The organism is Plantactinospora sp. A48, from assembly GCF_055793945.1.
Genome location: NZ_JBTIXF010000029.1, coordinates 61318 through 79967 on the forward strand (window position 1 = coordinate 61318; position 18650 = coordinate 79967).

14 protein-coding genes are annotated in these 18650 nt (G+C 70.3%); 4 read left to right on the forward strand and 10 right to left on the reverse strand.

Annotated features, from left to right (window positions below):
* The first annotated feature begins 20 nt into the window (after positions 1-20).
* On the forward strand, positions 21-1751 hold the full coding sequence (locus ACXN5W_RS16860; RefSeq protein ID WP_473159252.1) for a PQQ-dependent sugar dehydrogenase: 1731 nt from the start codon (positions 21-23) through the stop codon (positions 1749-1751).
* Positions 1752-1810: 59 nt separating this feature from the next.
* Here ACXN5W_RS16860 and ACXN5W_RS16865 read toward each other — a convergent pair whose 3' ends face one another.
* The 5 genes from ACXN5W_RS16865 to ACXN5W_RS16885 all read right to left on the reverse strand — a co-directional run bounded on the left by ACXN5W_RS16865 (position 1811) and on the right by ACXN5W_RS16885 (position 8242).
* Positions 1811-3034: an aminotransferase class I/II-fold pyridoxal phosphate-dependent enzyme gene (locus ACXN5W_RS16865; RefSeq protein WP_473159253.1), complete on the reverse strand. Its 1224-nt coding sequence runs from the start codon at positions 3032-3034 to the stop codon at positions 1811-1813.
* The gene (locus ACXN5W_RS16870; protein WP_473159254.1) at positions 3034-3822 is read right to left on the reverse strand and encodes an SDR family NAD(P)-dependent oxidoreductase; all 789 of its coding nucleotides are present in this window, start codon (positions 3820-3822) and stop codon (positions 3034-3036) included. Before ACXN5W_RS16870 ends, ACXN5W_RS16865 begins: the two co-directional genes overlap by 1 nt.
* Entirely contained in the window at positions 3819-4601 is a 783-nt protein-coding gene (locus tag ACXN5W_RS16875) for a tryptophan 2,3-dioxygenase (RefSeq protein WP_473159255.1), read from the reverse strand. Before ACXN5W_RS16875 ends, ACXN5W_RS16870 begins: the two co-directional genes overlap by 4 nt.
* Positions 4594-5511, reverse strand: a complete 918-nt coding sequence (locus tag ACXN5W_RS16880) for a diiron oxygenase (protein ID WP_473159256.1) — start codon at positions 5509-5511, stop codon at positions 4594-4596. Before ACXN5W_RS16880 ends, ACXN5W_RS16875 begins: the two co-directional genes overlap by 8 nt.
* Before the next feature lie 304 nt (positions 5512-5815).
* Positions 5816-8242 (reverse strand): ricin-type beta-trefoil lectin domain protein, encoded by a 2427-nt coding sequence (locus ACXN5W_RS16885; protein ID WP_473159257.1) that lies wholly within the window; start codon positions 8240-8242, stop codon positions 5816-5818.
* 509 nt (positions 8243-8751) lie between these two features.
* On the opposite strand from ACXN5W_RS16885, the gene ACXN5W_RS16890 reads away from it, so the two are divergent.
* Complete coding sequence (locus ACXN5W_RS16890) at positions 8752-9603, forward strand: fumarylacetoacetate hydrolase family protein (RefSeq protein ID WP_473159258.1); 852 nt, start codon at positions 8752-8754, stop codon at positions 9601-9603.
* A gap of 74 nt (positions 9604-9677) precedes the next feature.
* Positions 9678-10496, forward strand: a complete 819-nt coding sequence (locus ACXN5W_RS16895; RefSeq protein WP_473159265.1) for an SDR family NAD(P)-dependent oxidoreductase — start codon at positions 9678-9680, stop codon at positions 10494-10496.
* 135 nt (positions 10497-10631) lie between these two features.
* Here ACXN5W_RS16895 and ACXN5W_RS16900 read toward each other — a convergent pair whose 3' ends face one another.
* The 3 genes from ACXN5W_RS16900 to ACXN5W_RS16910 form a co-directional block, all read right to left on the reverse strand.
* On the reverse strand, positions 10632-12170 hold the full coding sequence (locus tag ACXN5W_RS16900) for a cellulase family glycosylhydrolase (RefSeq protein WP_473159259.1): 1539 nt from the start codon (positions 12168-12170) through the stop codon (positions 10632-10634).
* 147 nt (positions 12171-12317) lie between these two features.
* A complete protein-coding gene (locus ACXN5W_RS16905) occupies positions 12318-13163 on the reverse strand; it encodes a LacI family DNA-binding transcriptional regulator (protein ID WP_473159260.1) in 846 nt (281 codons plus the stop codon).
* A gap of 18 nt (positions 13164-13181) precedes the next feature.
* Positions 13182-14504: an ROK family transcriptional regulator gene (locus ACXN5W_RS16910; protein ID WP_473159261.1), complete on the reverse strand. Its 1323-nt coding sequence runs from the start codon at positions 14502-14504 to the stop codon at positions 13182-13184.
* Positions 14505-14791: 287 nt separating this feature from the next.
* On the opposite strand from ACXN5W_RS16910, the gene ACXN5W_RS16915 reads away from it, so the two are divergent.
* On the forward strand, positions 14792-16378 hold the full coding sequence (locus tag ACXN5W_RS16915; RefSeq protein ID WP_473159262.1) for a DHA2 family efflux MFS transporter permease subunit: 1587 nt from the start codon (positions 14792-14794) through the stop codon (positions 16376-16378).
* A gap of 300 nt (positions 16379-16678) precedes the next feature.
* Here the strand turns inward: ACXN5W_RS16915 and ACXN5W_RS16920 are convergent, their stop codons facing one another.
* A complete protein-coding gene (locus tag ACXN5W_RS16920) occupies positions 16679-17248 on the reverse strand; it encodes a flavoprotein (RefSeq protein WP_473159263.1) in 570 nt (189 codons plus the stop codon).
* Positions 17245-18564 (reverse strand): hypothetical protein, encoded by a 1320-nt coding sequence (locus ACXN5W_RS16925; RefSeq protein WP_473159266.1) that lies wholly within the window; start codon positions 18562-18564, stop codon positions 17245-17247. The genes ACXN5W_RS16920 and ACXN5W_RS16925 overlap by 4 nt, the downstream gene beginning before the upstream one ends.
* Positions 18565-18650: the final 86 nt, after the last annotated feature.

An 18650-nucleotide genomic window follows, 5' to 3' on the forward strand; every position in this document is an offset into this window, starting at 1 on the left:
GACCCGAAGGGACGTATCGCGTGCGGACCAGCCCTCGCCGACCCAGCCTCCTGGGCGCCTGCGCCCTGCTGACCAGCGTCTGCGCCATCCTCACCGCTGCCCCGGCCGACGCGGCGGCGCCCGAGCCGGGGGCCACCGGCCCGGCACGGTCGGCCCGAGCCGCCGGGCTCGCCGCCGACACCACCCCACCGAGCCGACCGACGAATCTCCGCAGCACCCGGCTGAGCTGCCAGTCGATCACGCTCACCTGGTCCGCGTCCCGGGACAACGTCGGGGTGGCGTACTACGACATCTACCACGACGGGCAGCACGTCACGGCGGTGTCGGGCCGAACGCTGACCGCCACGCTCAACGTCGTGCAGGGCGCCACCTGGGGCTGGTACGTCAACGCCCGCGACGCCGCCGGCAACGTGTCACAGGCCAGCAGCACGCTGACCGTCACCGCGCCGTTCTGCCAGCAGGACACCCAGCCGCCCAGCACGCCCGGCAACCTGGCCGGGACCGCCAACGGCACGGACGTCACCCTGACCTGGTCGGCCGCCACCGACAACGTCGCGGTCACCGGATACAACATCCTGCGCAACGGCGCGACGGTCGGCTCGGTCTCCGGTACGGCCAGCAACCCGCCGCCGACCCGGTTCACCGACACCGGCCTGACCGCCGACACCGACTACCGCTACACCGTCGTGGCCCGCGACGCCCAGGGCAACCTCTCGACGGCGAGCGCGGCGGTGACCGTACACACCGGATCGGGCTGCACCAGCGCCGTCTGCGGCACGACGGTGGTGACCACCGAACGGGACCTGCCCTGGGGGCTGGTCGAACTGCCCGACCACACCGTGCTGTACGGCCGCCGCGACCTGTTCGACATCGTCGCCATGAAGGCCGACGGTAGCGACAAGCACAGCATCGGCACGGTGCCGAACGCCGCCGGAACGAACGGCGAGGGCGGCGTGCTCGGCCTGGCCGTGTCGGCCAACTTCAGCACCGACCACTGGCTGTACATCTACCACACCACGGTGACCGACAACCGGATCGTCCGGATCCGCTACGAGGACACGCTGCGCACCGACACCGAGCAGGTGCTGGTCACCGGCATCCCGCGGAACAAGTACCACAACGGCGGGCGGTTGCGCTTCGGCCCGGACGGCATGCTGTACGCCGGAACCGGCGACGGACAGAGCCCCGACCGGGCCCAGGACGTGAACGACCTGGGCGGCAAGGTGTTGCGGGTCAGCCCCGACGGGACCGTGCCGGCGGACAACCCGTTCGGCAACGTCGTCTGGAGCTACGGACACCGCAACGTGCAGGGGCTGGCGTTCGACTCCCAGGGCCGGCTCTTCGAGCAGGAGTTCGGCAACAACGTCATGGACGAGACCAACATCATCGTCAAGGGCGGCAACTACGGGTGGCCGACCTGCGAGGGGACGACCGGGGACTGCGCCAACCACGGCTTCACGGCGCCGATCCACACGTACCCGGTCGCCGAGGCCTCCTGTAGCGGCATCGCCATCGTCCGGGACGCGCTCTACATCGCCTGCCTGCGCGGCAACCGGATGTACCGGGCCGAGATCAGCGGCAACACGCTGACGAACATCCAGCAGTACTTCGTCGGCACGTACTTCCGGCTGCGCACCGTCGAGCCGAGCGGCGACGGGAACCTGTGGTTGACCACCAGCACCGGCGGGGACAAGGACAGCACCCCGAACAACAGCAACGAGAAGATCCTGAAGGTGACCCTGGGTCAATAGCTGGATTTCCGCCGGTGGCGGTGGGACCCCGACCGGGCCCCACCGCCACCGGCCGGCGGTCAGCGCAGCACCCGACGCAACCGGCGGATCCCCTCGGTCAGGTGCTCGGCGCCGACCGTGTGGCACAGCCGGAACCAGCCGGGTTCCGGGCAGTGGAACACCTCCCCGGGCGCCACGCTGACCCGACCCTGGTCGAACAGGCGCTGCCAGAGCGCCCGCTCCGGACGCGGACCGGGCGGCAGCCACGGACGCAGGTCGACCCAGACCGAGAGGCCGGCCCGGGCCGGCAGGTAACCGATCCCGTGCGCGTCGAGTTGCCCGGTGGTGTGCGCGTACGAGGTGGCCAGCCGGTCCCGGTGGGTGGCCAGGAAGTCCGTCACCCAGTCCTTGTCGTCGAGCAGGTCGGCCAGCCAGCCCTGGGTGTCGGTGGAGACCGGTGCGAAGTAGGCCAGTTCCCGGGCCGCCGCGCCGACCGCTCCGGCCCGGGTGTGCAGCACTCCCACCTTGAACCCGGGCAACCCGAAGTCCTTGGCGAAGCCCCAGATGACGTGGACCCGATCCGGATCGATGACCTCGGCCGGCAACGTCAGCGCGCTGGCGAACGGGTCGGTGCCGAACACCGAGTTGGCGTAGATCTCGTCGACCACCAGGTCCAGGTCGAGTTCGGCGCAGACGCGGGCCATCGCCACCAGGTCCGCCGCCGGATAGGTCAGCCCGAGCGGGTTGTGCGGCGAGGTGAGCACCAGCGCCCGCACGATGGTCCCGCCGGCCCGCGCCTGCCGGACCGCCGTGGCGACGGCGTCCGGCCCGGCCACCGGCCCGGCACCGGGCGCCGGGTCGGCCGGGACCAGCCGGGCCCCCGACCGGCCGGTCAGGTCGGTGTCCAACGCGCCGTAGTAGGGCGCCGGCACCGCGATCGCCTCGCCCGGGTCGCAGAGCACGGTGGCGATGACGTCCAGCGCGGTGGTGACGCCGCTGACCACCACCAGGTCGGCCGGATCGACCGGCACCCCCCGGGTACGGGTGAGGAAGCCGGCGAGGCTGTCGCGCATCCGTTGGGTGCCGTGCAGCGGGGCGTACCGGGTGTCGGCCGCGGTCACCGGCCGGGCGGCCCGCAGCCGCGGGGCCAGCAGGTCCCAGAGCAGCCGGTTCTCGGCGGTGCCCAGGTTCACGTACCCGCCCGGGTTGTCCACGGGATGATATGGATCCGCCTCGGCGGCGAAGTGTGCGGTCGCGATCGCCGGGGTTTCCGCGACCAGCCGGCCCGCCTGTCGGGAAACCATCAGCCGGCCACCGGCTGGAACAGGCCCGGGGCGAGGCCGAGACCGAGGGAGGCGTCCAGCACCGCGCCGTGCAGCGCGGCGGCGTCGTCGGTACACAGCCAACCGATCAGCCTCGCCACCTCGTCCGGCTCGATCAGCCGGCCCTTCGGCAGCCGTGCCTCGAAGGACCGGCGGGTGTCGGCCGCCATCCGGTCCAGGGTGCTGGCACCCAGCATGTTGGTGTCCACCGCCCCCGGGCAGACGGCGAACACATCCACCGGCGCGTGCACCAGCTCCACGGCGAGCTGCCGGGACAGCTGCACCAGCGCCGCCTTGCTCATGCCGTCGGCCGGGTCGAAGTCGGGGAACGTGGCCACCCCGCCACCGACGCTGGCCACATTGACGATCTTGCCGTACCCGCGTTCCAGCATGGCCGGAAGCAGGCGCTGGGTGAGCCACAGCGGGCCCACGCTGTTGATCCGCAGCATCGCCGCGGCCCGCTCGTGCGCCGGTCCGGCCTCGTATCCCTCGACCGTCTTGGAGCCGACCGCCGCGTTGTTGATCAGCACGTCGACCGGGCCGGGCAGGTCCGCCAACAGCTGCTCGTGGCTGTCCCAGTCGCCCTGGCTGAACTCGAACGCGGTCACCTCCAGTCCTTCGCTGGCGAGCTCGTCGAGCAGCGCCTTGGCCCGGACCGCGCCGTTGCGGTAGGTGAACCACACGGTGTCGCCGGCGACGGCGAAGTGGCGGACCGCGGCCCGCCCGATCCCGGACGATCCGCCGGTGATCAGAACATGTCGGCCAGTCATAACCGCTCGCGTACCTCCCACAACTCGGGAAAGAAATGATCATGGGCGCGGGACCGGAGATACCGGACCCCGGTGCTGCCGCCGGTGCCGATCTTGGTACCGATCTGCCGCTCGACCACCAGCGCGTGCCGGCTGCGCCACAGCGTCCACGCCTGGTCGTGGTCGATCAGCCCCTCCGCGAGCCGCCACAGCGCGTGGTGCTCCTCCCCGGTGGCGACGGCGAGCAGCGCGGCCCGGCGCCGCGCCGGATCGTGGACGTCGAACCCGGCGGCACCGAGCGCGGCGAGGAACCCGTCCCACAGGCTCGGCTCGCGCAGGTACCGCAGCAGGTTGAGCTGCTCGGCGTCGCTGCGGTCACGGAGCCCGACGACGAAGCGGGCGTCCTTGCGTCCGGAGAGGAACTCGATCGCCCGGAACTGGCTGGACTGGAAGCCCGAGGCCGTTCCGAGCGCCCCACGGAACTCGGCGAAGCCGCGCGGCGACATCGTGTCCAGCACGTCGAACTGGGCGATCAGCTGCCGTTCGATGACCCGGCACCGCTCCAGCAGCAGGCGCGGGCGGTCGACCTCACCGGCCAGCATGGCGTCCCGGACGGTGGTCAGCTCGTGCAGCAGCAGCCGGAACCACAACTCGTACGCCTGGTGGACGACGATGAACAGCAGCTCGTCGTGGGCGGACGGCTCGGCCAGTGGGTGCTGGAGCGTGAGCAGCTCGTCCAGCCGCAGGTATTCGCCGTAGTTGGCGGCCGTCCGCACCTGTACGGCGTCCGGGCTAACCATCGATGAGCCCCGCGGTGGCGAACGCCTCCACGGCTCCGGGCACGTCGAGGACCCCCGCCGACCGGCACATCCGTACCGTCGCGGCGGCGTTCTCGCGGATCCGCTGGGTGCCGCCGAAGGAGTCGGCGAGCACGTCCCGCACCTCACCCGGAGCCAGTCCGGCGAGTTCCAGGGACCGGCTCACCGGGTTCAGGTCCCAGCGCAGGCAGTCGGCGATGAACGCGGGCAGGGCCAGTGCCGCGCGGGCCCGCAACCCGGTGTCCAGCCCGGTCCACAACTCGTGGAAGAAACCGGCGAAGAACCGGTGGTGGCGGCCCTCGTCCCGGGCGTGGTCCCGGGTCAACTCGCGCACCGTGGACACCACCGTCGAATCATTGGGTACTTCGTTAAGTACGGCGGTGATTAACGTTTCGAAGACGACCACCTGTAACAATTGGGCGAGCACCGGTTCGCCGGGTAACAGCCGTTCGGCACTGGCGTCCAGCCGGTCGGCAAAGCCGCCGAAATCCCAGTCCGGTACCGGTATATTCGTCATCTCCGCGACCTGGTCGGCCAGGTCGAGGCTGTACAGGGCGTGGTAACCCTCGTCGCAGTAGACCCGGAAGGCGTCCAGCCGCATCGGGTGGGGGACCTGCACCCCGATCCGGTTGTTGGCGATCCGCTCCGCGCCACGGTTCACCACCCGGGTCTCCAGATGGGTCGTGGCCAGCAGAAACTGGTAGAGATGCCGGACGATCAACGCGTGCCGGACGGCCGGTCCCCGGGCTGCGACCAGCTCGTGGTCCAGGTAGGGCACCAGTCGGGCGGGGAAGTAGACCAACCCGTTGTCGGTCTCCTCACCGAGCACGCGCCGGACCCCGGCCCGAACTCCCGCCGCGTCGTACCAGTCACCGAAGGGATCCCCGCTCATTGCTCTCCTGGAGTCGATTCTCCGTACCGCGCTTGTCGCGCCGCGTTTGTCCACACCGCACGGCCGCCACGATGTTAAACAAGAATTCGATCGGCCAAGGTCACGAAATTGACTCACCAATGTGAACACCACCGGCCTCGTCGGGCTCCCGGAGGCCGGGAAACCATCGGCGGCCGGTGGCGATCGGGGGGCGGATCGTCGTGGCGGCGAGGGTCGACGCCGGAACCGACACGCCGGCCGGACGTTGGTGACGTCCGGCCGGCGTGGGGTGGCTGATCAGTCCGGCTCGGGGCCGGTCAGTGGCTCAGTTGCGGGTCCACTTCTGGTCGTTGCCGCCGGTGCAGCTGGCCAGCACGATCGGCGTGCTGTTCGCGGTGCCGCCGCCGTTGGGGGCGAGGCACAGGCCCGACTGGACGCCGGTGATGGTGCCGTCGGAGTTGGCGTTCCACTGCTGGTTGGTGCCGTTGTTGCAGTCCCAGATGATCACCTTGGTGCCGGGGGTGGTGCCCTGGCCGTTGGCGTCCAGGCACTTGCTGCCGTACACCTGGAGCTGCTTGCCCGAGGTGAGGGTCCACTGCTGGTTGGTGCCGTTGTTGCAGTCCCAGAGCGTCACCTGGGTGCCGTTGGTCTGCGCCTGGCCCGGTACGTCCAGGCAGCGGGAGGCGGCGTTGTTGCGGACCGGGGTGGTGGAGCCGCCCGGGTCCGGGTTGCCGCCGCCGCCCGCGACCACCGACAGGTTGTCGAACTGGGCGGTCTCGCCCTGGCTGGTGCCGAAGCCGACCTGTCCGCTGCCGAACGTGGAGTCGTTGGCGCTGCCCACGGTGCTGCCGTCGATGGTGGCCGTGATGGTGCCGCTGTTGAAGGCCAGGGCCAGGCTGTGCCAGCGGTTGGTGCCCAGCGCCGAGACGTTGCCGCTGCGCAGCGTCGTCAGCTGTCCGGCGGTGTTGTTACGCAGGATCGACCACGCGCCACCGTCGGTGACCCGCAGGAAGTACCCGTTGTAACGGCTGATCGGGTCCAGGTTTGTCGTGCCGACGTGTCCCTCAAGCTGGGCGTAGCCCGACTTTTCGAGCAGGACGTCGGCGGAGACGGTGTAGTTGCCCCAGTTCAGGTTCCCGCCGTAGGTCGCCGGGTCGGCGAGGGTCTTCCAGGTGATCGGGGCCTGCTCGGACATCTGCCGCAGGCAGTTGCCGGTCCGCCCGGCGGCGCAGCCGACGGTCTCGAAGGCGCCCTGCATGTCCTGGAGGTACTTCGGCAGCTTGCCGGTGCCGTAGCTGTCGAAGTCGTCGCTGTAGGGCAGGCTCAGGGACCCCTGCGCGGGGCTGGTGGCGGTGCCCTTGCCCTGCCCGGTGGTGGTGGTGATGCTGTACAGGTACCCGGGCTGGACGGTCAGCGAGTAGTTGCTGCCCGACGGGGTGATGTCGGTGCTGTGGACGAAGAAGTCGTTCGTGTTGTTGGAGTTGAGGTTGGTCGCCCAGACGTGGACCTGGCCGGTGGACAGCCCGCCGGCGACGGTGAAGTTGAGCTGCTGGGCGGAGCCGGCGTCCATGGTCTCGATGATGGTGCTGTAGTCGGTGTTGTTCGTCGACTTCAGCGACACGTAGCTGCCGGCGTTGCGGTTACCGCCGATGTAGCCGCTGGACGAGTCCAGGTACTTCCACCCGGGTGCGGTGAACTGGGTGGTGTGCGCGAGGGCCCAGCTGTCCTTGCCGACCGAGTACCAGCCCGACCACGGCTGGTTGGCCAGCATCAGACCGACGGTGGACCACGGGATGTTCGGGGTGATCGCCGCGATCAGGTCCCAGTTCAGGTAGGCGACCATCTTGCCGTCGATGTAGCCGCGGTTGATGCCCCGGGCCAGCGGCTTGGCGCCGTCGTTGTAGTCCTGGGAGCCGCCTTCGCTGTCCCACAGGGCTTCCCCGGAGTTGGTGGCGTTGGCCGACACGGTGCAGCTGGACTGGGCGGCGAGGTAGCCGCAGGGGTAGTGCCCGGACAGCACGTCGATGGCGGCCTTGAGGGAGTTGTTGTTGATGACGGTGTTGGCCGGGCCCCAGTCGCCGGGCCAGGAGTCACCGAAAATGATCTTCACGCCGGAGTAGCCGTTGTTGTTGAGCGCCTGGCGCAGGCTGATGGTCCAGTTCGCGTCGGTCCGCTTCTCGTTCTGCGCGGCGGTGATGTAGTCCATGGTCAGGTTGTGCTGCTTGGCGCAGCCCAGCCAGTCGATGAAGTAGTTGATCATGTCCTGGGACATGAAGTTGCCGTTGCCGATCCAGCCCGGGGCACCCCAGGGCAGCGCCGCCAACTTGATGTTGGGGTTGCGGGCCTTGGCCTGCTCCATGATCCACCACTCGTAGCCGCGGTTGCAGTTGAGGTCACCGCGGGTGTGTTCGTGGCTCGGCTCCGATCCACTCGTCGAGTTGGTGTCACCACCCATCTCGACCTTGAGGATCTGCAGGGCGGCACCGTAACCGGGCTTGAACAGGTAGTCGAGGATCTGGCCGCGCTGCGGCTCGGGATAGTCGATCAGCAGCCGGCTGTTGCCGCCGCCGCCACTGACCGCGCCCACGCCGTCGAACGTCTTGCCGCCCGACGAACCGTTGATGGTGATCGAGGTGGCGGCCAGGGCCGGGCCGGCGGTCGTGGCCACCAGGCCGGTGGCGGCGAGGACGACGGCGGCCGCTGCCGCCAACGTCGTTCGTGGACGGCGGAGCAGGTGTTTCAGTGCTGGCATGGCGCGGGACTCCTTCAGCGGGGGCGGATGCGATGGACCCGTTGCGTCCGTTCGGGCGACCGTCGTCCAGACCGGTCCGGATGACGGGCTGTTATCGCTAACATCTACGGGGTGTCGGGCGGGCTGTTCCAAGGTGCGTGATGCCGGTCGGGTCACCACCGTCCGGCGGGCTGGTGCGGACGGGAGACGGCCGTGAACGGGTGCCACCGCTGGTGCGGTCGCGTACCGTCGCCCGGCTGCCCTGAGGACGGGTGGTGCCCGGTCGGAGGGATCGGCCCGGCAAGTAATACATATCCCTCGATGTCGACCGCATCGTAGGCACGCGCTCGGATGGTAGTCAATGCCCACCACGCCCGTGGATGGCGCGCGGCGGTCGGGCGCGGCGGCGAAATGGTTCGTACTCTTCGTGCCCGACCAGGCCGGGGCGAACGCGAGGTGCTCTTGAAACCCCTCGGTCGCTGCACTATACAAACTAGGCAACGGATCCGATCTTCGACCAGGGTGGGCGAGTGAAGCTACTTCGCGTGGGCGCGGTCGGCCAGGAACGGCCGGCGGGGCTGGACGCCAACGGTCGACTCGTGGACCTCTCCGGCCTGGTGGCCGAGATCGACGGGGACTTTCTCGCCGGTGATCTCGGGGCGGTGCGCACCGCGCTCGCCCGGGCCGAACTGCCGCCCGTGGCGGACTCGACCGCGCGGATCGGCGCGCCGATCGCCCGTCCCGGCAAGATCGTGTGTGTCGGGCTGAACTACACCGACCACGCGGCGGAGACCGGCGCCGCGACGCCGACCGAGCCGATCCTGTTCATGAAGGCCCCGAACACGATGGTCGGACCGAACGATCCGGTGCTGTTGCCGCCGGGCAGCGTCAAGACCGACTGGGAGGTCGAGCTCGCGGTCGTCATCGGACGTACCGCCCGGTACCTGACCAGTGACGCCGCCGCGCTGGCCTGCGTCGCGGGCTACGCCATCGCCAACGACCTGTCCGAACGGGAGTACCAGCTCGAACGCGGCGGCCAGTGGGACAAGGGCAAGTCGTGCGAGACCTTCAACCCGCTGGGACCCTGGCTGGTCACCGCCGACGAGGTGCCCGACCCGCAGCGACTCGGCCTGCGGCTGAGCGTCAACGGAATCCGCCGCCAGGACGGCAACACCCAGAACATGATCTTCGGTGTCGCCGAGATCGTCCGCTACGTCAGCCAGTTCATGGTTCTCGAACCCGGCGATGTGATCAACACGGGCACCCCGGCGGGGGTGGCGCTGGGCCAACCCGACCCGAAGCCCTACCTGCGGGCCGGCGACGTGCTGGAGTTGGAAATCGACGGCCTCGGCACCCAGCGGCAGACGGTGCGGGAGCCGTAACGCCAGCGCCGGTCGCTGGCCGGCGTCGTCCACCCGAACGGCCCCGCGCGGGCCGGGATCGGAGCACCGTGCAGATGGACTTCGCCGGGTTGGCCGCCGTGGTGACCGGAGCAGGCTCCGGAATCGGCCTGGCCACCGCCCGACTGCTCGCCGAGCGCGGAGCGGCCGTCGCCTGCCTCGACCTGGACCCGTCCGGGGTGCCCGACCCGATCCTGGCCGTCCGGTGCGACGTCACGGACGCCGACTCGGTCAACGAGGCGGTGTCGACCGTCGCCGAGCGGTTGGGCGGGTTGGACGTACTGGTGAACAACGCCGGGATCGGCGCTCAGGGCAATGTCGAGGCGAACCCGGACGACGAGTGGCACCGGGTGTTCGACGTCAACGTGGTGGGCGTGGTCCGGGTGACCCGGGCGGCCCTGCCGTACCTGCGCGCCTCGTCCGCGGCGGCCATCGTCAACATCGGCTCGATCGCGGCGGCCGACGGACTGCCCGACCGGGCGCTCTACGGCGCCACCAAGGGCGCCGTCCAGGCCCTGACCCTCGCCATGGCCGCCGATCACGTCCGCGAGGGGATCAGGGTCAACTGCGTGAACCCGGGCACGGCCGACACCCCCTGGGTGCGCCGGTTGCTCGACTCGGCCGCCGACCCGGCGGCCGAATTCGCCGCCCTGTGCGCGCGTCAACCCATCGGCCGGCTGGTCTCGCCCACCGAGGTGGCCGCCGCGATCGCCTACCTGGCCAGCCCGCTGGCCGCCGCCACCACCGGGGCGGTGCTCGCCGTCGACGGCGGGCTGCACGGCCTGCGGCTGCGCCCGCCGAGCGCGGGCCCGGCGGCCACCCAGGAACCGGTCATGGCGCCGCCCGCCGAGGGGTCAGTGCCGGAAAACCGGTGAACCCGACGGGACCGCGTCTGGCAGGACCGCGTCTGGCAGGACCGCGTCTGGCAGGACCGCGTCTGGCAGGACCGCGTCCGCCGCGGGGTGGCGGCGGACGCGGTCGATACCACTGTGGTTACGGCGTCACCGTGGTTACGGCGTCACGGCCAGCAGGTGTGCCTTGTAGCCCTCACCGTAGGTGCTGGTCGGGGTGCCGTTGTAGTCCTGGATGAGGACGTTGCCGCCGCTGCATCCCCACGGGTTCCAGGTCCAGGCCGTGTACCCGAGGCGGTGCTGGTCGAGCCAGGCCATCACCTTGTCGATGTAGTCGTGGGCGCAGGAGTCCTGCCCGATCTCACCGGCGTGGACCGGCACCTGCGCGGCGACGGTCCCGATCTGGCTGTCCCAGCAGGCCGTGTCGACGCAGGCGTTGAAGTTGTACGAGTGCCAGGACGCCACGATGTTGTTCAGCGGGTCGGTCGGCTTGTAGGTCAGCCACTGCCGCAGATCGTTGGTCCAGGTCAGCCCGGGGACGAGGAGGACGTTGCCGGCACCGGTGGCCCGGACGGCGTCGACCAGGTCCTGCATGCCGGCCACCTCGTAGCTGATTCCGGTGCAGGTGCCACCGTCACGCAGGCACTTCCACTCGGCGGTCGCGTTCGCCCAGTTGTCGGCCGCGTCCGGGTAGGGCTCGTTGAACAGATCGAACACCACGGCGTTGTTGCCCTTGAAGGCGTTGGCGACGCCGGTCCAGAACTGCGGCGTGTACTGCATGCTCGGCATCGGCTTCTGACAGGTGGCGTTGGCGTCGGAGCAGGCCGAGATGTTGCCGGTGTACTGACCGTGCGTCCAGTGCAGGTCGAGGATCGGGTTGATCCCGTTGGCGACCAGCAGGTTCGCGTAGTCCTTGACCGCCTGCTGGTACGCCGCCCCGCTGGGCGAGCCGGACAGGCCCAGCCAGCAGTCCTCGTTGAGCGGGATCCGGACGGCGCGGATGTTCCAGGTCTTCATCGCGTTGATCGACGCCTGGTCCACCGGACCGCTGTCCCACATCCCCTTGCTCTGCACGCAGGCGAACTCACCGCTGGACCGGTTCACCCCGAGCAGCCGGTAGGTGGCCCCGCTCGCCGTCAGCAGCTTGTTGCCGGAGACCTTCAGGGCCGGCGCGGGCCCGGTGGGCGGCGGAGAGGTGGTCGGGGCGGCCGTGGGAGAGGCCGTGGGGGATGCGGTCGGCGAACCGGTCGGCGAACCGGTCGGGCCGGCGGTCGGGCTGGTGACCGCGCCGGTGCAGGTCGTGCCGTTGAGCGCGAACGAGGTCGGTACCGGGTTGGTGTCGCTCCACGAACCGTTGAAGCCGATCGCGGTGGATCCGCCGGTGCCCAGCGATCCGTTCCAGCTCATGTTGGCTGCCGAGACGCTGGCGCCGGTCTGGGACCAGGTGGCGTTCCAGCCCTGGGTGACCTTCTGGCTGGCGTTGGGGAAGTCGAAGGTCAGGGTCCAGCCGTTGACGGCGGCGCCCAGGTTGGTGACGGAAACGTTGGCGGTGAAGCCACCGGTCCACTGGCTCTGCACGGCGTAGCTGACCGAGCACCCGGTGGCCGCGGCCGAGGCGGGAAAGGTGAGCCCGGCCAGGCTGGCCGAGGCCAGGGTCGCCGTGGCGGCCGCGGCCAGCAGGGCGGTACGACGTCTCATTCGGGAACCTCCTTCGAGGAGAGTGTGGCGATCATCGATGGGAGCGCTTCCAGAGCTTTGTTTATCCATCTCACTAAGTCAAGTGTCGATGCGTTCGACCGCATCGGATGCGCCTTTGCCCAGCTGTTCCGTCGGGTGGGGAGCGGGTCAGTCGACAATCCCGCCGGGTGCGGCGGTGGTCTCCCGTACGACGACGGTCTCGGTCGGGCACCAGCGCTCCACCACCGCCTCCCCGTCGACGGCCCTGAGCAGCGAGTCGGCCACCAGCTCGCCGAACAGGTAGACGTCCAGGCTCATCGTGGTGAGCGGGGGAGACGCCAGGCGGCACAGGCTGGAGTCGTCCCAGGCGATCAGGCTGAGGTCGCGCGGAATGTGCAGACCGCGTTCCCGGGCGAGGTTGAGACCGGCGACAGCCATCAGGTCGTTGTCGTAGATGATCGCGCTGGGCGGCTCGTCCCGGTCCAGCAGCAGGGCAGTCTGCCGGGCGCCCGACTCCTCCGAATAGTCGCCGGTGACCACGACGGCGTCGATTCCGGCCGAGTTCGCGGCCGCCACGAGGGCGGCGGTGCGGGTCCGGGTGTGTACCAGCGTGTCAGGGCCGGCGACCCGCGCGATCCGGCGGTGTCCGAGCCCGTCCAGGTGGGCCACCGCGGCCCGGACGGATCCGACGTCGTCCCGGCGTACGGCCGGGGCGGCGCCGACCGGTTCCCCCGCCACCACCACGGGCAGCCGCAACTCGCTCAGCACGGCCGGCCGGGGGTCGTCGACCGCGGGATTCACCAGTACGACGCCGTCGACGAGCCGCTGAGCGGCCCACCGGCGGTAGGCGGCGATCTCGGCGGCGTGATCGGCGACGACGTGCAGCAGCACCGACCGGCCGTGCTCGGCGAGCCGCTCCTCGATGCCGGCGATGAACTCCATGAAGAACGGCTCGGCGCCGAGCAGCCGGGGTGGACGGGCGAGCACCAGGCCCACCGCGCTCGTCACACTCATCCCGTCGCCAACGCCCGGTCAGCCGGCCGGTCCGGTGACCGGCACGGGCTCGGGATCGAGGTTCTCCGGCACGCGCAGCCCCCGGCTCAACGGGACCAGCTCGGACTCCAGCACCAGGGCGGCGGCGCCGACCGCGGACGCCGTCGCGGCGGTCCGGGACAGCCGTACCTCCACCGGGTGGGCGAAGCGGGAGTAGAACGTGCGCAGCTCCTGACGGACGACCGGAAGGTACACCGAGCCGGCGACGGCGAAGCTCGGCCCGGTCAGGACGAGAACCTCAAGTTCCATGACGTTGGCCAGGGTGCGGGCGGCTGTCGCGACGTACCGGGCGGACCGCTCCAGCAGGGCCAGCGCCCGGGGCTCGCCCCGGCGGGCGGCCCGGCTGATCGCGGCGAAGTCGGTGGCCACCGACGCCGGTCCGGTGCCGGTCCGGAGCCCGACCGCCTCGGCCAGCGCCCGGTCCGCGCGTCCGGCGGCGACCACCACCGCCGGGCCGGCCATCGCCTCCACGCAGCCTCGGGCCCCGCACCAGCAGGCGGGCCCGTCGGCGTGCACGCAGACGTGCCCGAGCTCGCCCGCGTTGCCGCTCGGACCCCGGTAGGTGATCCCGTTGATGACCAGGCCCGCGCCGATCTCGCTGCCCATGTAGAGGGCCGCGGCGGCGGTCGCCGTGCCGAAACCGCCGGCCCAGTGCTCGCCCAGTGCCGCGGCGGTGGCGTCGTTGTCCAGGACCACCGGCAGTGCGGTGGCCCGCTCCAGCGCCGGGCCCAGCGGGAAGCCCTCCCACTGCCGCATGGCGGGGCCGAGGCCGAAGTGCGGGGTGTCGGCCCGCCGGGCGGCGACGACGTGACCGGCGTTCCGGGCCGGTCCGGAAGGGGCACCGAGCGGCCCCGGGAAGACCACGCCGACGCCGAGCACCCGGTCGCGGTCCACGCCGACGCTGTCGATCAGCGTCCCGATCTCGGCCGCGATCCGGGCGAGGACGACCGGGGGATCCTCGGCGCCGGCGCCGGGCCGGGAGATCCGGGCCACCGCCACCCCCGCGAGGTTGGCCAGCACGTACGTCATGACGCCGTGGTCCAGGTGCACCCCCACCGCGTACCGGGCGGCGTGGTCGAGTTGGAGCAGCACCCGCCGTTTGCCGCCGGTCGACTCGGCGTGCCCGGTCTCGACGACCAGACCCTCGTTGATCAGCTTGCGGACCAGGGTGGAGATGGTGGGCGCGGTGAAGCCGGTGGCGTTGATCAGGCCCACCCGGCTGATCGTGCCGGCCGCCCGGATCGCGTCGAGGACAGCTGCCTTGCTGCTCGCGTGCGGCTTGCTCGCTGCTGGTCCGCCCACTGCTCCTCTGTCACCGAATGCGTCGATTGCCCGGCACAGGATACAAGGGCCGGCGAGTTGCCCGGACCGGTGCCGTCGGTGGTGGGTCGAGGCGAATGTGAGACAGCGCACGTATTACCGGGTCAATGGTGGTGCGGACGGCGTGCGCTGGCATTCTTGCGCGCGTAGCGGCGACGGGGGACGCCGCTGTGCCGCCTCCGGGTCGGATCCCACGCCCGACGGTTGCGTTCCACGTTCGACCGGCACCATGTCGACCTCCCCGCCGGCAGTTGGACCTGGAGGGTCATGTGACCGAACACGCCGCCGCGACGCCGAACAAACTCGATGCCGCCGTTCTCAAGATCGCCGGAGTTGTCGTACTCGGCGCGATCATGTCAATTCTCGATATCACGGTCGTCAGCGTTGCGCTGCCGACGTTCCAGACCGAGTTCAACGCCACGTACGCCCAGGTCGCCTGGACCATGACGGGTTACACCCTGGCCCTGGCCACGGTGATCCCGCTCAGCGGCTGGGCCGCCGACCGGTTCGGCACCAAGCGGCTGTACATGCTCGCCCTGCTGCTGTTCACCCTCGGCTCCGCGCTGTGCGCCACGGCGGACTCGATCGGCCAACTCGTCACCTTCCGGGTGCTGCAGGGCCTGGGTGGCGGCATGCTCATGCCACTCGGCATGACGATCATGACCCGGGCGGCCGGTCCCCAACGGATCGGCCGGCTGATGGCCGTGCTCGGCATCCCGATGCTGCTCGGCCCGATCGGTGGACCGATCCTCGGTGGCTGGTTGATCGAGGCCGCCAGCTGGCACTGGGTCTTCCTGATCAACGTGCCGATCGGTGCCATCGCGCTGGTGTACGCGTTCTTCGCGCTGCCGAAGGACAACCCCGAGCCCTCCGAGTCGTTCGACTTCCTCGGGATGCTGATGCTCTCGCCCGGTCTGGCCCTGTTCCTCTACGGGGTGTCGTCGCTGCCGGAAACCGGCACGATCACCGCCACCAAGGTCTGGGCCACGATGCTGGTCGGCGCGGCCCTGGTGATCGGCTTCGTCCTGTACTCGTTCCGGACCCGGCACCCGCTGCTCGACCTGCGGCTGTTCCGCAACCGCAGCCTGACCGTCTCGTCGGTCTCGCTGTTCGTGTTCATCATCGCCTTCATGGGCGCCGGCCTGCTGTTCCCGAGCTACTTCCTCCAGGTGCGCGGCGAGTCCACGCTGCACGCCGGCCTGTTGATGGCCCCGCAGGGCATCGGCGCGATGCTCACCATGCCGATCGCGGGCATGCTGGCCGACAAGATCCCGGTCGGGCGCACCGTGCCGTTCGCGATGGCCCTCATCGCCGCCGGCTTCCTCACCTTCACGCAGGTCACCACGGACACCTCGTACCTGCTGCTGTGTGGTTCGCTGTTCGTGATGGGCCTCGGGATGGGCGGCACGATGATGCCGATCATGACCTCGGCGTTGCGGACGCTGACCAACCAGGAGGTGGCACGCGGCTCCACGCTGACGAACATCCTCCAGCAGATCGGTGGGTCGGTCGGCTCCGCGGTCATGTCGGTGATCCTCACCAGCCGGTTGAACGGTTCGACCCCGATCCCGGGGTTCACCGACCCGCGTACCGGCAAGCCCGTCACGGAGGCCGCCGCGGCCATCGCCAACCAGCACGGCGCGCAACTGCCGGTGCCCGCGCCGCTGATCCAGCGCGGCCTGGAGTTCGTGGCCGACTCGTTCGCCACCACGTTCTGGGTGGGTTTCGCGCTGGTGATCGCCACGTTCATCCCGATCGCCTTCCTGCCACGTCGACGCAAGGCGTCGCCCCTGGTGGAGGAGACGCCGGGCGACGGCGGCGAGCACACCGCCGCGACGCCAGTCATGATCCACTGAGCCTGGTCGACGGCCTCGGCGCCTGCCGGGGCCGTCGACCGGATCGCCGGGGCGGTGCCGTCGAAGTCCAGCGGCGCCGCCGACACCTGATCCGCGGGTTCAGGGTCCGAGTCCCTGGCGGCGCACCAAACGATCAAGACTCTGACCAAGCAGTCCTCTGCCGGGTCGGAGCCCTTTTCGGGTAAGGGGTTGGACCATCGGGAGACCGGTGGGCGCTGCGTCCCGCGGTTGTTGCGGATCGACGATGCCGACGAGCGGTAGGCCAGCGCTGGCGCGATACGGCGGCCGGTTCGTTTGCGGTCAGGCGTGGCCGGAAGCGGCCGATTGGTGAGCGAGTTGGGCCGCTGTCTCGAACGCCACCGTCCAGGGGAAGGCTGTCCGCCGTTCGGTGCCGCTGCCGGGCGGGTGCGGTTCCCACTGGTCGTCGGGGCCGAGCAGGAGGCGTACCCCTTCGTCACGGAGGCTGGCCACGGCGCGCCGGAACGGTGCCCGCGCGGCGAGGGCGGCGTTCACGAACGGGACGATGATGGTCGGCACCTGCCTGCCGATCAGTTCGGCGACCGAGGTCATGGCGTAGTTGTCGGCCAGACCGAGAGCGATCTTGTTGATCGAGTTGTACGTCGCGGGCGCGATGACCAGGGCGTCGGTGGCCGGAAGCGACCGGCGGGTGCCGGGCGACGACCGGTACGTCGACCGGACCGGATGACCGGTGAGACTCTCGAGCGGCTGCGGTTCGATGAAATCCATCGCGCTCGGCGTGGCGGTGATCGCCGCTGTCCAGGATCGCTCCCGGGCGGCCTTGACGAGCCGGGCTACCTCGGCGGCCGGACCGGCGCCGCAGACGACGATCTGGAGGTGACCGCCGGTCACAACCGGATCCCGGCGCTTTGGGCGAAGCCGACAGCGGCGGTGCGGGCAGATCCCTTGGTGAGCGTGGCGAGGTCGCCGGCGATGCGCTGGACCACTGGTCGGCAGCGGATCTCCTCGGGCGCCACCTCGTACGCGGTGCGCAGCGCGCTGAGGCCGTACTCGTAGCGGCCCCACTGGGCGTAGGCGCGTGCCACGTCGACGAACAGGGACGCCTTGCGCTCGGCCAGCGTCACTTTCTCCAGCGGAACCGTGCGGGCGAGTGCGATGGCTGTTCCGGCATCGCCCAGGGTCAGCGCGATGTTGACCCGGTGCAGCAGGACATTGGTGGCGCCGAAGCCGGTCCACCGGTCGTTGCCGTCGTAGCCGAGGCGGGTCGCCGCGCGGGTTGCCTCATCGAGCATCGCGTGGGCGGTGTCCCGATCGTCTCTACGGGCGGCGGCGATGGCTCCTCGCAGAACGAGGGCGCCGTAGACGGCCACCGCATCGGTCAACGCGAGGCGGGTGTCCCGGTCGAGCGAGTCGGCCGCGTCACTGGCGAGGGTCACCGCCTGGGCGTCGTGACCGTTGCCCATCAGCGCGTGCGTCATGATCCGGGCGCTCGCGGCGATCGCCACCGGGTCCTGGCTCATGGCAGCGGCCCTGGTGCTTCTCTTGGCCGCCACCAGGGCCGTGCCGTGATCGCCCACCTTGAGCAGGACGCTGCCAACGACGTGGTACAGGTCGGCGGCCAGGACCTCGACCTGTGACCGCTGCTCGCGCTCAGCGCCCGACTTCACCGGTTCGAGGGACGGCAGCAGCGTCACGAGCCGGTCGAGTACGCGCTCGTACCGGCAGGCCTGGTAGTCGACCTTGGCTGCAGCGACGGCCCGGGAGAACTGCGGAAGTGACAGCGCCGCACCGTCCGAGTGTGCGGGCGAGAAGAGCGCATCGAACAGCGGAGCGACGTTGGGTGCGGCGGCGATGCTGATCGCCGCCCCGCGTAGGAGGTCTCTGCGCCGCACGTCACCATCCGAGCCCGAGCCACCGTCTCTGTCATCGCCAGTATCCGCATGCACGCCAGCTTCCGGCCGCACGGCACCCGTAGTTGCACCGCTGGTGCCAGCCGCCCGCAGCGCCTCGAAGCGTTCCCGTACCTCGGGCGTGGCTCGTGACCCGACGTACCGGCAAGCGCTCGCGCCGGGCGCTCCGTCGACCGCACGGGTGACTCCCCGTTCGCGTACGGCCAGCAGGGCTGCGCGGGCGGGTGACCGGCGGTCTGCTCCCAGCCGCTGGCCGACAGCGGTGGGGGGGGGGGGGGGGGGGGGGGGGAGGAACAAAAAAAAAAAAAAAAAAAAAAAAAAAGAAAAAAAACGAGGACGAACCCTCACCGCAACGCCAACCACGGCACAACGCCTACCACGCC